Origin of the sequence: Microbulbifer hainanensis (assembly GCF_014904735.1) — a bacterium.
Lineage (GTDB): Bacteria > Pseudomonadota > Gammaproteobacteria > Pseudomonadales > Cellvibrionaceae > Microbulbifer > Microbulbifer hainanensis.
This window is the reverse complement of sequence record NZ_JACZCR010000028.1, coordinates 151737-165534: the sequence shown is the minus strand read 5'-3', so window position 1 is coordinate 165534 and position 13798 is coordinate 151737. Positions and strand designations below refer to the sequence as shown.

Annotated in this window: 12 protein-coding genes; 6 read left to right on the top strand and 6 right to left on the bottom strand. The window is 57.5% G+C overall.

The window, feature by feature from the left end:
- Positions 1-231 precede the first annotated feature (231 nt).
- The 4 genes from IG168_RS11470 to putA form a co-directional block, all read right to left on the bottom strand.
- Positions 232-663, bottom strand: coding sequence for a DUF695 domain-containing protein (locus IG168_RS11470; protein WP_193164528.1), 432 nt, complete (start codon positions 661-663; stop codon positions 232-234).
- A 156-nt stretch (positions 664-819) separates the two neighbouring features.
- Positions 820-1269: an MBOAT family O-acyltransferase gene (locus IG168_RS11465; RefSeq protein WP_193164527.1), complete on the bottom strand. Its 450-nt coding sequence runs from the start codon at positions 1267-1269 to the stop codon at positions 820-822.
- Positions 1270-1386: 117 nt separating this feature from the next.
- Entirely contained in the window at positions 1387-1605 is a 219-nt protein-coding gene (locus IG168_RS11460; RefSeq protein ID WP_193164526.1) for a hypothetical protein, read from the bottom strand.
- A gap of 349 nt (positions 1606-1954) precedes the next feature.
- Entirely contained in the window at positions 1955-5113 is a 3159-nt protein-coding gene (gene putA / locus IG168_RS11455) for a bifunctional proline dehydrogenase/L-glutamate gamma-semialdehyde dehydrogenase PutA (protein WP_193164525.1), read from the bottom strand.
- Positions 5114-5255: 142 nt separating this feature from the next.
- On the opposite strand from putA, the gene IG168_RS11450 reads away from it, so the two are divergent.
- The 6 genes from IG168_RS11450 (at position 5256) to IG168_RS11425 (ending at position 10850) form a co-directional block, all read left to right on the top strand.
- Positions 5256-5765: an Lrp/AsnC ligand binding domain-containing protein gene (locus tag IG168_RS11450; protein ID WP_193164524.1), complete on the top strand. Its 510-nt coding sequence runs from the start codon at positions 5256-5258 to the stop codon at positions 5763-5765.
- A 76-nt stretch (positions 5766-5841) separates the two neighbouring features.
- The gene (locus IG168_RS11445; RefSeq protein ID WP_193164523.1) at positions 5842-6753 is read left to right on the top strand and encodes a DMT family transporter; all 912 of its coding nucleotides are present in this window, start codon (positions 5842-5844) and stop codon (positions 6751-6753) included.
- Between the two features lie 47 nt (positions 6754-6800).
- The gene (locus tag IG168_RS11440) at positions 6801-7958 is read left to right on the top strand and encodes an acyl-CoA dehydrogenase family protein (RefSeq protein WP_193164522.1); all 1158 of its coding nucleotides are present in this window, start codon (positions 6801-6803) and stop codon (positions 7956-7958) included.
- A gap of 186 nt (positions 7959-8144) precedes the next feature.
- The gene (locus IG168_RS11435) at positions 8145-8933 is read left to right on the top strand and encodes a transporter (RefSeq protein WP_193164521.1); all 789 of its coding nucleotides are present in this window, start codon (positions 8145-8147) and stop codon (positions 8931-8933) included.
- Positions 8934-8968: 35 nt separating this feature from the next.
- Positions 8969-10261 (top strand): OmpP1/FadL family transporter, encoded by a 1293-nt coding sequence (locus IG168_RS11430; RefSeq protein ID WP_193164520.1) that lies wholly within the window; start codon positions 8969-8971, stop codon positions 10259-10261.
- A gap of 142 nt (positions 10262-10403) precedes the next feature.
- Entirely contained in the window at positions 10404-10850 is a 447-nt protein-coding gene (locus tag IG168_RS11425) for an OsmC family protein (protein ID WP_193164519.1), read from the top strand.
- Positions 10851-10966: 116 nt separating this feature from the next.
- On the opposite strand, the gene IG168_RS20665 is transcribed toward IG168_RS11425, so the two are convergent.
- On the bottom strand, positions 10967-12061 hold the full coding sequence (locus IG168_RS20665) for an alkaline phosphatase family protein (protein WP_226876865.1): 1095 nt from the start codon (positions 12059-12061) through the stop codon (positions 10967-10969).
- 9 nt (positions 12062-12070) lie between these two features.
- Complete coding sequence (locus tag IG168_RS20660; RefSeq protein ID WP_226876863.1) at positions 12071-13501, bottom strand: sulfatase-like hydrolase/transferase; 1431 nt, start codon at positions 13499-13501, stop codon at positions 12071-12073.
- Positions 13502-13798 lie beyond the last annotated feature (297 nt).

Below are 13798 nucleotides of genomic sequence, written 5' to 3'. Positions count from 1 at the left end.
AAGCCTGAGTTCTCTTCTTACCCATGGTACACCTCCGTGTTAGGCCGAAACCTAACTATACAGAGTGTCTACTAAGCGTGGGTAAGTCTTGGAGCTAACGCCGCCGGCGGGGGCAGCTTACCTTGTGCGTGTATTGCGCAAAATTGGGAGCATAGCGACCTGCGTAAAACGCGCACAAGGTAAGCTGTCCCGCGGAGGTCCCAAGGCCCGGAGCCTATCTACCCGGCCTTGTTAGATTTTTGGGGCCCAAGCTACGAACCTGCTGTATGTTTCCCACTCAGGTTCATCATAAAAATCGATAGCTATTGGAAAAACTGGTTGTTTTGATAGTGATTCATTTAATTTTTCCATCCATACACCACAATCTTTTACATACCATAGCCACTCTTTTCTTCCGTTTCCGGTTACTACTTGCGTGAGATAGGAGTATTCCGGGTCATCTAGCCAATCTAGTTGACCCTCTAATAATTGCTGTCGATCGTTGATTTCTCCATAAGGTAAACCATTGCTATTAGAACCATCAAAATCCCAGGATATAACGATCATTGTAGAGTAATCGTTTTTAACCACATTTTCTGCAATAGATGATCGATAGCGGTAGATAATCCGAGCACCGCCCTTCTCTCCGCTTGCAACCGACCACTTATCTTCCTTTAACTCCATTATTGGTTTCTCCTTGAAATGTAACGCCCACAGCAGGGGCGGCTTACCTTGTGCGCGTTTTGCACGAAAATGGGAGCGCAGCGACCGGCGCAAAACGTGCATAACGTAAGACGTCCCGCGGAAGCCCAAAGGACTGTAGCATACTTCCTGTGATCGTTAGGCATACTTACCCTCTACTAAGCATGTTGCCAACAGTGCACTACCGATAAAAAGTATATTTATTGCTGTACGAACAAACCACGGATATGAGCGATAAGAAATAGCAAAATGCTTTGACAAAACGACTGTAATACCCATAAGGGCAAACCATGGTGTAAAAAATATAATTACCTTCCATTTAACGAGAGAAACCGCTAAATCATGGAGCGCACCACTAACAAGAAAGGTAAAAACGACCGCCAGCCAACTCGGCAAGAATAAACCGAGCGGTTTCATGACGTTGCGAGACAAATAGTAGCCCCATATTGGGTTCCAATAATGCCAAAACACCGGGAATGAACCGGCACCCAAAGAGCGAGATAGCATATTTCTCATGGAATGGTTTGCACCCAATGCAACACCGTTTCGCTTCCTTACGTACTGCGATAATGAGACCTTATTTTGCATGATATTTGCGAATGCCTAACGCCCGGCTTTGGGGCGGACCTGGAGCTGCGAAGCAGCGGCAAGGCCGTCCCAGCCCCGAAGGGGCGCCAACAGCCGCTTGTTATGTGCCAGCACAAGCTAGAAAACAGAGTCCAGCACAAAAGCCACCAACCACAGCTCCAACACGAAAAAAAGAAGGCTCATCAACGTATCAAAAGCAACCCAGGCTTTTGACTTAGCCTTGTACTCATGGAGCACCCGCTTCCGGTATGAAGGAAGCAAAATAAAACCCCATGCCCGATACAAATATGGGAATGAACTACCAACTTCACCTATGAATTCAATTATATCGAGCACAGAGCTTCCTCAAGCACATAACAGTTTATTAAAGAGCCACCTGCTCACTATCTCTTTGGCTACTATTTCCTAGCTTCACTATCTAGCCTGCTAGAAAAATCCAGGGAAATCAGTTGCTTAAAGTTTTTTGTTTGAATGTTGAGCAGAAGTAGTGAGCGAGGGCCTTTGTCGTTTATTTTTTTGTACGGCTCTTGATCATATTACGGGTGCTTGATAAATCAAAGGCTTACGCGATATCGGGTGTGAACAAGAGCCTTTGGCTCCTGATCTCGGGAAGAAGGGGAAATCGGAAATAAAAAAGGGCGAACCGTAATGGTTCGCCCTTGGGGTGGTCCTGTGAGACCGGAAGTTACTCGCCGAGCGTAAACAGCTCGGTGTTACCGCCGGTGGCCACGATATTGACGGTCTTGGTCTTCTCGTTGGCGAAGCGGAACAGGTAGTGCGGGCCGCCGGCTTTCGGGCCGGTGCCGGAGAGGCCCTGGCCGCCGAACGGGTTGACGCCCACCACGGCGCCGACCATGTCGCGGTTGACGTAGGTGTTGCCCACGTTAACGCGCTTGAACACGGCGCTGGCGCGGCCTTCGATGCGGGAGTGCAGGCCGAAGGTCAGGCCGTAGCCGGTGGCGTTGATGCGGCGGATCACGTCTTCCAGTTCGCCGGCCTTGAAGCGGACGACGTGCAGGAAAGGGCCGAAGACTTCGCGTTTCAGCGCGGAGAAATCTTCAATCTCGACCACCTGCGGACCGAAGAAAGTACCGGTGCCAGGCTTCTTGCCTTCGTCGAACGCGAACAGTGGCTTGGCTTCTTTCTGCATGCGCTCGCGGTGGGCTTCCAGCAGGTCCAGGGCCTTCTCGTCGATCACCGGACCGATATCGGTTTCCAGCTTGGACGGATCGCCGAGGGTCAGTTCCTCGCAAGCGCCTTTGAGCATATTCAGCAGGTTGTCCGCGATCACGTCCTGTACGCACAGGACGCGCAGGGCGGAACAGCGCTGGCCGGCACTCAGGAAGGCGGACTGGATCACATCGTCCACTACCTGCTCGGGCAGGGCGGTGGAGTCCACGATCATCACATTCTGGCCGCCGGTCTCGGCGATCAGCGGGGTGATCGGGCCTTCCTTCGCAGCCAGCTGTTGGTTGATCAGGCGCGCGGTTTCGGTGGAGCCGGTGAAGGCGACACCGGACAGGCGCGGGTCCTCGATCAGCGGGGCGCCGACAGTGGCGCCGGTACCGGTGATCAGGTGCAGTACCTTTGTGGGTACGCCCGCTTCGTGCATCAGTTCCACGGCGCGCGCAGCGATCAGCGGGGTCTGTTCCGCGGGCTTGGCCAGCACGGCGTTACCGGCGGCGAGGCCGGCAACCACCTGGCCGGTGAAGATGGCCAGCGGGAAGTTCCAAGGGCTGATGGCGACGAATACGCCGCGGCCACTCAGGAACAGCTGGTTGCTTTCGCCGGTGGGGCCGGGCAGCTCGGTGGGCTCGCTGAAATGCTTGCGCGCGCCGTTGGCATAGTAGCGACAGAAGTCCACTGCCTCGCGCACTTCAGAGATGCCGTCGTTCAGGGTGCGGCCGGCTTCCAGGCAGATCAGCGCCGTCAGGTCGTCGATGTGCTGTTCGTAGAGGTCGGCGATCTTGTCGAGAATCGCTGCGCGCTTCTCGCCGCCGAGGCGATCCCAGGCAACCTGGGCTTCGGTGGCGGACTGGTACGCCTGGTCAATCAGGTGCTTGTCGGTATTGGCGGTATAGCCCACCAGGTCGCCGGTGGCCGGGTTGAGGACCTGCTCTTCGGTCTTGCCCATGACGCCGTCAACGATCGGGCCGCCGTGGAACAGCTTGCCGCGCATTTTCTCTACGGACGCCAGCAGTGGCTCTACGGCAACAGGATCAGTCAGTTCCATGCCGTGTGAATTTTTCCGTGGCAGAGCCTCAGCGCCCATATAAATGTCCTCCGGTACCGGGATTTGCGGGTGGCGATAGGGATTGCAGGCCTCGCTCAGGGAGAGGGTGTCCTGCACCAGTTCTTCAATCGGGGTTTTCTCGTCCATAAAGCGGTTCACGAACGAGCTGTTGGCGCCGTTCTCGAGCAGGCGGCGCACCAGGTAGGGCAGCAGGTCCTTGTGGGCACCCACAGGCGCGTATACGCGCACCGGCACACGCTCGCCGTGGACGGCTTCGATCTGCGCGTAGAGCAGGTGGCCCATACCGTGCAGGCGCTGGAATTCATAGCCGCCGCTGTTGCCGGCCATTTCCAGGATCAGGCCCACGGTGTAGGCGTTGTGGGTAGCGAACTGCGGGTAGATGGCGTCGCGGCCGTCCAGCAGTTTCTGCGCACACACCTGGTAGGACAGGTCGGTGTGGCACTTGCGGGTGTAAACCGGGTAATCGAACAGGCCCATCTGCTGGGCATGCTTGATCTCGGTATCCCAGTAGGCGCCTTTTACCAGGCGCACCATCAGTTTGCGGCCGGTGTCGCGGCCCAGGGCGATCAGCCAGTCGGCCACATGCGGGGCGCGTTTCTGGTAGGCCTGCAGTACAAAGCCGAGACCCTGCCAGTCTTTCAGTTCCGGGTCGCGGGCGAGGGCTTCGAAGATATCCAGGGAGATATCCAGGCGCTCGGCTTCTTCGGCGTCGATATTGAGGCCCATATCGTATTTGGCGGCGGCGACACACAGGGCTTTGACCTGTGGCAGCAGCTCGGTCATCACGCGTTCGCGCTGCAGTACGCTGTAGCGCGGGTGCAGGGCGGACAACTTGATAGAGATGCCGTTGGCCTCGACCACGTCGCGCTTGTCGTTGTGATTGCCGATCTTTTCGATCGCCATCATGTAGGCATCGAAGTAGCGTTGGGCGTCCGCCATGGTGCGGGCGCCTTCGCCGAGCATATCGAACGAGAAGCGGGTGCCCGGCAGGTTTTCCGCGGGACCGCGTTTCAGGGCTTCTTCAATGGTGCGGCCCAGTACGTACTGGCCGCCCATGATCTTCATGGCCTGCATCATCGAGGTGCGCACCATCGGCTCGCCCATGCGGCTGACCAGGCGCTTCATCCAGCTGGAAGGCTTCTCGGTGATATCCGGGTCCAGCTCGACGATGTTGCCGGTGAGCATCAGGCCCCAGGTGGAGGCGTTCACGAACAGGGAGTCAGATTGGCCACGATGGCTTGCCCAGTTGCCGGAATGCACTTTCTCAGCGATCAGTTTGTCGGCAGTATCCGCATCCGGTACACGTAGCAGGGATTCGGCCAGGCACATCAGCGCCACCCCTTCCTTATTGGAGAGGCCGAACTGCTGCAGGAAGGCATCCAGGGTCCCGCGCTGCTTGCGGTGCTGGCGCGAGTGGCGCACCAGTTCACGGGCTGTGTGGAGGATCCGCTGGCGCAGTGCGTCGTCGGGCCGGGGCGCGCCCAGCAGCTCGCTCACACACTGGTTTTCGTCGGCATGTAGATACTGGCGGGCCCGCTCGCGGGCGCTGTGCAGCTGTTCGGTAGATTGGCCGGCGAATTTTGTCGACATATTGTCTCCCAAGCTCTGTAATTTAGGGCCAGAATAAAAAACCGGATTATGTGCGAAAGTGCTCAGAATTAATCGCCATATTGCCGCCGGTTGTGGTTAAATATCACGCCTATAACGCTAATCACCAGTAGGGTATGTCGCTATGTCTCGACAGTTGGAAGATCTGGACCGGATAGACCGGCAGATACTGCGCATCCTGCAACGGGCAGGGCGCCTGCCAAACGTAGAGCTGGCGCGGCGGGTGAATCTCAGCCCGACACCGTGCCTGGAACGGGTCAAGCGCCTCGAACGCGAGGGCTTTATCCGCGATTACGTGGCCCTGCTGGATCCGCTCAAGGTACACGCCGGCCTCGTCGTCTATATCCAGGTCACGCTGACCGATACCGCCACCTCCGCCCTCGAGGCCTTCAATGAGCACGTCTCCAGCCTGGAAGAGGTGCAGGAATGCCATATGGTGGCCGGTGGTTTCGACTATCTGATCAAAATCCGTATCAAGGATATGCTCGGCTACCGCCGATTCCTCGGTGAAAAACTCGCTTCTATTCCCGGTGTACGGGAAACCCATACCTATGTGGTGATTCAGGAAGTGAAAACGGACACCGCCGTGGCCGTGCCCGACCCGGAGCCCAAAGCCAAAAGCGGCAAACGCTGATATCGATTCAGGCGGGTCGGGAGCGCTACGGCTGCCCACCCGGGCCGCCGATAGCAGGCTTTCTGAGTAGTCCCCAATGGATAAATCCCGGTCCGTCGACAATCGCCGCGCCTATCTCTTTGCGCTGGCTGCAGTGGCCTGCTGGTCGACTGTGGCCAGTGCCTTCAAGCTGTCCCTCCAGTTTGTAACTCCCCTGCAGCTGGTGAGTGTAGCTGCCGTTGTTTCGACGCTGTTTATGGGCGCGGTAGTCACGAAAATGGGGCTCTGGACCGAACTTCGCGCCGCCTGGCGGCAAAACTGGCGCTGGTATCTGGCGCTGGGCTTCTGCAATCCCTTCCTTTATTACCTGGTACTGTTTCACGCTTACGACATGCTGCCGGCGCAGCAGGTCCTGCCCCTCAATTACACTTGGGGAGTACTGCTTGCGCTGCTGTCGGTGCCGATACTGAAGCAGCAGTTGCGGCCCCAGGACCTGTTTGCGGCGCTGGTCTGCTACAGCGGTGTTTTGGTGATCGCCACCAGCGGTAATCCACTGTCACTGGAATTTGCCAACCCTGTGGGGGTTGGCCTGGCGCTGTTCAGCACGCTGATCTGGTGCGGCTACTGGCTGTTGAATACGCGGATTGGCGGCAGTGCGCCGGTCAATCTCCTGCTGAGCTTCCTTTGTGGCCTTCCATGGCTCGCCGCCGCACTGGTGGTGCAGGGCGGCTGGCAGTGGCCGCCACTGACCGGCTGGCTGGGGCCGGTCTATGTGGGGCTGTTTGAAATGGGCATCGCCTTCCTGCTGTGGCAGGGGGCGCTACTGTCCTGCGACAACACAGCACGCATCAGTAACCTGATTTACCTATCGCCGCCGCTTTCGTTGCTATTGATTGCAATATTGGTGGGTGAAAAGATTCATATGGCAACCATTGTTGGTCTGGTTTTGATTATGCTCGGTGTAGCAATCCAGCAGGGATTACTGCGCCGATTGATCTACAAACGATGATGAGATGCTCCATTGAAGAGCGCTGATAAATAAAAAGCAGGTACTTTATGGATTTCGCACTGACTGAAGAACAGCAGATGATTCAGGAGGCAGCGCGCCAGTTTGCCGACAGCGAACTCAAGCCCGTTGCCGCGGAACTGGACAAAACCGGCAATCGCGAACTGTTGCTCGACAAGCTCAAGCAGCTGGCCGAGCTGGGTTTTATGGGGATCAATATCGACCCCGATTTTGGCGGCACCGGCGCCGGTACCATCGCTTTCAGTCTCGCCATCACCGAACTCGCCCGCGGCTGTGCCTCCACTGCAACCACCACTTCCGTGACCAATATGGTTGCAGAGGTAATCCAGGCGGTGGGCAATGACGACCAGAAAAACCGCTACCTGCCGAAAATCTGCAGCGGCGAATACGCCGCGGGTTCCTTCTGCCTGACGGAGCCGGGTTCCGGTTCCGATGCGGCCGCCATGCGCACCCGCGCGGTAAAAGAGGGTGATGAATACGTACTGAACGGCAGCAAGTTGTTTATCAGCAGCGCTGAGTTCGCCGGTATTTTTGTCGTCTGGGCGGTAACCGATACCGACGCGCCGAAAGGCAAGGGCATCTCCTGTTTCCTGGTCGAGGCGGGCACGCCGGGCCTGATCATCGGCAAGGCCGAGGAGAAAATGGGGCAGAAGGCCTCGGTAACCAACGAAGTGGGGTTCGACAACTGCCGTGTTCCCGCCGCCAATCTGCTCGGCGAAGAAAACCGCGGTTTCCGCATCGCCGCCGGCGAGCTGGCCGGTGGACGCATCGGTATCGGCTCCCTGGCCCTGGGCATTGGCCTGGAGGCGCTGGATTGCGCGCGCGCCTATCTGCAGGAACGCGAACAGTTTGGCAAACCGCTGGCACATTTTCAGGGCCTGCAGTGGCAGCTGGCGGACAAGTACACTGAACTGGAAGCCGCCCGGCTACTGCTGATGCAGGCGGCCTGGCAAAAAGACGCCGGCCAGCAGTTCGGCCCCGCAGCCTCCATGGCCAAGCTGTTTGCCAGCGAAAAGGCCAACGAGGCCTGTTACGTGGCGCTGCAGATGCACGGCGGCGTGGGTTACACCCGCGAGTATCCGCTTGAGCGCATGACGCGGGATGTGCGCATCACCACCATCTATGAAGGCACTAGTGAGATTCAGCGCCTGATTATCGCACGTCACCTGCTCGACGGCGTTCGCTGACAGTATTCGCGCCAATAACCTGAATCACAGAGCCCGGCAACGGAAACGTCGCCGGGCATTTTTTTGTCTGGCAGCTCATCTATCGAATTCCCCTCAGCCCAACGCAGGGGGAAAATTCAGCAGCAAATTTCTTTCTACACTTTACCAAGCGAAATAGGATCCCTATGCAGGCTTCGGAGTTTTGGAATGTGGAAATTGGCGCTGGGTTTTCTGCTGTTGGCGTATGGTTTACTGGCCAACGCACAAAGCGGGGCGGATCTGGCAAAAAAACTGGCCAATCCGGTTTCCAGCCTGATCAGCGTGCCTTTCCAGAATAATTTTGATCGCGACGTCGGCCCTCTCAACCAGGGGCGACGCTACACACTCAATATTCAGCCAGTCATTCCGATTACCCTGAATGACAAATGGAATCTCATCAGCCGCACCATCGTTCCGGTGATCAACCAGGAAGATGTGTTCCCGCAGTCACCAGAAAGAACCGGCCTCGGCGATACCACCCAGAGCCTGTTTTTCTCTCCAGCAGAGCCGGTGAACGGCATCACCTGGGGGGTGGGGCCGGTCTTTCTGTTTCCTACCGCTACTGAACAAGAACTGGGCACCGACAAGTGGGGGGCGGGTCCGACCGGCGTTGTGCTGAAGCAGACTGGTGGCTGGACCATCGGCGCACTGGTCAACCATATCTGGTCTTATGGCGGCGACCGCAACCGCGCCGACGTCAACAGCACTTTCATACAGCCCTTTTTTGCCTACACCACACCGAGTGCCTGGACTTATACGCTGCAAACTGAGTCGACCTATGACTGGGAAACGGAGCAGTGGAATGTCCCCGTCGCCTTTCTGGTTGCCAAGGTATTCAAAGTGGGCAAGCAGACCTACCAGATACAGGCGGGACCGCGCTATTACGCCGAGAGCCCGGATAGTGGCGCAGACAATATGGGTTTTCGATTTAATTTCATCCTGCTTTTCCCGAAATAGCGTGGATTGGCAGCCGCTGCCAGATGGAGTTGGTTATGGATCAGTCCAAGTTCTCCCATAAAAAATTAGCCCTTGTCGTGGCGACCAGTGCGCTTTTGCTATCACCGCTGGCCAGCGCGGGCGGCCTGATGGTTTGGGAAATCGGCACGCCGACGCTGGGTACTGCCGGCGCAGGTTGGGCGGCGATGCCGGAAGACGCCTCCACCGCATACACCAACCCGGCCGGGACTGTGTGGCGTGACGATACCGAGATAATGGCCGCCGGGCAGTTACTCTACGGAAACCTCGATTTCAGCGACGGAGGTGAGAGCAACGTCCCCGGCGGCGATGGCGGCAATGCGATCGAGTGGTTTCCGGGCGGGGGATTCTTTGCCGCGGGGCGCCTCACCGACAGTCTGGGCTGGGGCTTCGCCATGGCGGGAAATATGGGTGGTGTACTGGACTACGACAATGGCTGGAAGGGGCGCCGCTTTGTTACTGAGACCAGTCTCATCGGTATGAGCCTGCTCCCTTCCCTGAGCTGGAAGGCGAGTGACTGCCTGTCATTCGGCCTGGCGCTCAATGTGATGGGTGGCTACTACAAATACGAGTCCCGCCCCCGCGCCGGACTGCTCGGCGGCGATGCCAGACTGAAATACGACGATATCGATATCGGCTATGGCGGCAATCTGGGTGTGACCTATAAACCGACCACTGCCACCACGCTGGGACTTGTGTACACCTCTGAGGTCGACTGGAATTTCCGGGACGATTTGCGCCTCAGAAACTTTGGGCCGCTTTTTTCGCAGCTGGTCTCACGGCTCAATGGCGCGCGCACAAAGATCGATATGACGGTGCCGCAGACGCTGACGCTCAGCTTGCAACAGCGCCTGACGCCGCGTACCACCCTGTATTCCAATCTCAACTGGCAGGAGTGGTCACAGTTTGGCTATATCGGCTTCGAAATTGACAACCCGAATCAGACCAGCGCCACGATCAACCGGGAATATGACGATTCCTGGCACGGTGCCCTCGGCGTTCGGCACCTCTTTACTTCGGGCAGGTTACAGGGGTGGTCGCTTTCCACAGGTGTCGCTTACGACAGCAGTATTGAAGATCTGGGTTCGCGCACCGCGGATCTGGTTGTCGACAATGCCTGGCGCCTGGGACTGGGGGCGCGCAAAGAACTGTGCCCGGGGCTGCGGCTCGATGTCGGCTATACACTGGTGTGGATGGGAGATACCAAGATCGACCAGAGCGGCGGGGCGCCCTTTAATCCTCGGTTGCAGGGCAGTTACGACAATTACGCGTTGAATTTCTTTGGGGCGTCGGTGCAGTTCGAGCTGTAAAAGCCGGCGTTCAGCGTCCCCGTGCGATCGAGTTGACGACTGCAGACAAGGCGGCCCGGTTTAGCTGAATCCGGATTGTAGTCATAATGGCTTTTCACGGACCTGAGTCCAGTGACCAATAAACAGAGAAAAGGAAGTACGGATGAGTGGACCAACACCGACGGTAGTCACCGTCGAAGAAGCGGGGGAGGGCAAGTTTACCCAGACATTACATTCCGGCCCGCACCGCTTGATTGCCGATGAGCCCGAGGATGTCGGCGGCAACAACAAGGGCCCGGGCCCATATGAGTATGTGCTGCTGGGACTCGGCGCCTGTACCAATATGACCATTCGAATGTACGCCGATCACAAGAAGATTCCTCTGGAACGCGTGCGCACGATATTGTCCCACCGCAAGGTGCACGCGAAGGACTGTGCGGACTGCGAAACCAAAGAGGGCAAGATCGACGAGATAGTGCGTGAGATAACCCTGGAGGGGGAGCTGACCGGTGAGCAGCGGGAGCGCTTGCTGGAAATTGCAAATCGCTGCCCGGTACACAATACCCTCACCTCGGAAATCGTGGTGCGCTCGAGGCTGTCGTCAGCCTAGCGCTTAAACCAGAGATATTACGGGTTTATCCAGATTTTGTGCGAATCGTAAACGCAAGTAACGCGCGTCCCAGACCGCCCCGGCTTTTGGTAGCTTCCAATGCCGCAGCACAGGGATCAGTGCGGCCCGCCCTGTAAATGGTGAATCGGGTTTCCGTCCACTGCGGTCGCCGTCGTATTCTCCAGCTTCTTGATGTCGTCCTTCGTGAGCTGCGGGGGCTCCACCTTGATCGTCAGCTTGTTGAGCTTTGCTGTGAGCGGGAAGGGTGGCCGGTAGTCGGCGTCATTGACGCCGGTCAGGGTGTCGGATCCTATGTCGAAGCTCTCGTCCCATTGCAGGATCATGGGCAACGTGTGCTTCAGGGTGATGGTCTGGACTGCCTTGCCATCCACCTTGAGGGTGCCGGTCCCGGAGCGGCCGAGACCGCTCATGCTATTGAACGCGAGTGTGCCCACGCCAAGGCCGTCATACTTGAAATCGAATTCCAGCGTGTGTCGCCCGGGCTTGAGTGCCTCGGGCCCCGCCCACTTCACGCGTTTGAGGTCGATAAGATTCCACAGGAATACCGGCTTGCCCTTGAGCAAGTAAAATCCGTAGCCGGCAAAACGTCCACCGGAGGTCAAAATCATGCCCTCGGCACCGCCTTTGGGGACGGTAATGTCCGCGGTAATCGTGTAGGAACTGTTGAGCAGAAAAGGCGAATCGCCCTGCGGCAGGCCGACCATCGGATGGGTATAGACAAACTCGGTACGGCCGGCGGTGATATTCGGCCGCGGCGCGACTATGCGTGCGGCTACCGAGGCATCCAGTGGGAAGACCTGATACTTGTCGGCCTGTTCGATAAACAGCTTCTTCATGTCCTTCACCTTGTCCGGGTATTTGTCGGCAAGGTTTTGTGACTGACTGAAGTCCTTGTCCAGGTTATAGAGCTCCAGCACCTGGTTGTTGAGCGGATCCGGATTGGCAGGGCCGAAGGCTTCCCAGGGCGCGCGGTTGACCTTGGTGCTGAGCAGCCAGCCGTCGTGATAGAGCGCCCACTGGCCCATCATCTCGAAATACTGGGTCTTGTGCCGCGAAGGTGCCTTGGCATTCTTCTTTTCAAAGGTATAGGCGAAACTGGTCCCCTCAATCGGCGCCTGCTTGATGCCGTCCACGGTTTCGGGCGCATTGATGCCGGTGACTTCCAGCAGCGTTGGTACCACATCGATCACGTGAATAAATTACTCGCGAAGCGAGCCCTTGTCCTCAATGCCATTCGGCCAGGAAATTGCCATGGACTGGCGGATGCCGCCGAGCTTGGATGCATTCTGCTTGAACCAGGTGAAGGGCGTATCGAAGGCCCAGGACCACCCGGCAGACATATGGTTGTAGGTCTGCTCGGTGCCCCAGACGTCGTACCACTTCATCTGCACGTCGACCGGCATTTCGTTAACGCCATTGAAATACGCGACCTCGTTGGGCGTGCCGAGCGGACCACCTTCGGCGCTGGTACCATTGTCGCCGTTGATGTAGATGATCAGTGTGTCGTCGAGCTTGCCCATATCCTCGACGGCCTGGATGACCCGACCGATTTCGTGGTCGTTATAGGCGGCGTAGGCGGCGAAGACCTCTACCTGTCGGATGAAGAGTTTCTTCTCCTTAGCGGTTAAATCGTCCCAGTTCTTAAGCAACTCTTTTGGCCAGGGCTCCAGCTGGGTATCCGCGGGAATGACGCCGAGGCGCTTCTGGTTCTCGAAGATGCGCTCGCGCAGTTTGTTCCAGCCGTCGTCAAACAGGTGCATGTTGTGGATTTTGTCGACCCACTCCCGAGTGGGATGGTGCGGCGCGTGGGTCGCGCCGGGCACGTAATGCAAAAAGAACGGCTTGCTGGGATCGGTCTGGTTGATCCGGTTCAACCAGTCGATGGCGTCGTCGGCCATACCGGTGACCAGGTTCCAGCCGGGCTTACCCTTGAAGGGATAGATCTGTGTGGTATTGCGGAACAGGTTTGGCTGCCACTGGTTGGCATCGCCGCCGACAAAGCCGTAAAAATACTCGAAACCCATGCCGGTGGGCCACTGGTCGAAGGGGCCGACCTGGCTGGCGGCGAAGGCCGGCGTATTGTGATCCTTGCCGAACCAGGAGGTGGCGTAGCCGTTGTCGAGCAATATCCTGCCGATGGTGCTCTTGTCCTTGCTGATGATGCTGTTGTAGCCGGGGAAACCGGTGGACTGTTCCGAGATTACGCCGAAGCCAGCCGAGTGATGATTGCGCCCGGTAATCAGCGCCGCCCGCGTCGGTGAGCAGAGCGCGGTGGAGTGGATGTTGTTATAGAGGAGGCCGTTCTTGGCGATGCGATCCAGCGTCGGCGTGGGAATAACCCCGCCGGAGGTGCTGGGCACGCCGAAGCCGGCGTCATCGGTCATGATCAGCAGGATATTCGGTGCCTTCTTCGGTGGTACCACGCGCGGCGCCCACCAGGCCTTTGACTGCAGTGCATTGCGCTTGATTACGCCGCCGAATTTCGGATCGGGCGGGGGTAGCTGTTTGCCGCTGATGGTGGTAGTGGCCGCGGGCGACCCCGGCTTTGCGGTTTCCTCGGCCGGTGCGGGAGAGACCAAGCTCATTAACGCGATGGCTGTGACAACGAAACTTTTGATGTGCAGTGACATTTTACGAGTGTTCCTGCGGGTAAAATAAAAGCGCGGGCGAAGCGGCGTGTCGAGGTAATTAAAAGGGGTAGCCTGGCTCCGCACCGGTATGCAGTTAACGTAGCAATTCTTTTCCCTGTGCAATGCTTTCCGCGTAAATTTTGTCGCCGCCTTGTTTTTCGCCTTTCTCAGGCATTCCAACCCTGCACGTGTACTGTGTATTTCCTCGCTGTCTTCAGTCGGCTATGTACACTCGAAGCCTTATAGCGAATTGCTCTCAACGGCGTAATTGCGTCTATTTCTACCTCCACTAGGCTT

Coding starts and splice junctions, on each gene's coding strand:
- IG168_RS11465 (WP_193164527.1), bottom strand. CDS start 1,269: ATGCAAAATAAGGTCTCATTATCGCAGTACGTAAGGAAGCGAAACGGT.
- putA (WP_193164525.1), bottom strand. CDS start 5,113: ATGTCGACAAAATTCGCCGGCCAATCTACCGAACAGCTGCACAGCGCC.
- IG168_RS11425 (WP_193164519.1), top strand. CDS start 10,404: ATGAGTGGACCAACACCGACGGTAGTCACCGTCGAAGAAGCGGGGGAG.
- IG168_RS11470 (WP_193164528.1), bottom strand. CDS start 663: ATGGAGTTAAAGGAAGATAAGTGGTCGGTTGCAAGCGGAGAGAAGGGC.
- IG168_RS11450 (WP_193164524.1), top strand. CDS start 5,256: ATGTCTCGACAGTTGGAAGATCTGGACCGGATAGACCGGCAGATACTG.
- IG168_RS11430 (WP_193164520.1), top strand. CDS start 8,969: ATGGATCAGTCCAAGTTCTCCCATAAAAAATTAGCCCTTGTCGTGGCG.
- IG168_RS11440 (WP_193164522.1), top strand. CDS start 6,801: ATGGATTTCGCACTGACTGAAGAACAGCAGATGATTCAGGAGGCAGCG.
- IG168_RS11445 (WP_193164523.1), top strand. CDS start 5,842: ATGGATAAATCCCGGTCCGTCGACAATCGCCGCGCCTATCTCTTTGCG.
- IG168_RS20660 (WP_226876863.1), bottom strand. CDS start 13,501: ATGTCACTGCACATCAAAAGTTTCGTTGTCACAGCCATCGCGTTAATG.
- IG168_RS11435 (WP_193164521.1), top strand. CDS start 8,145: ATGTGGAAATTGGCGCTGGGTTTTCTGCTGTTGGCGTATGGTTTACTG.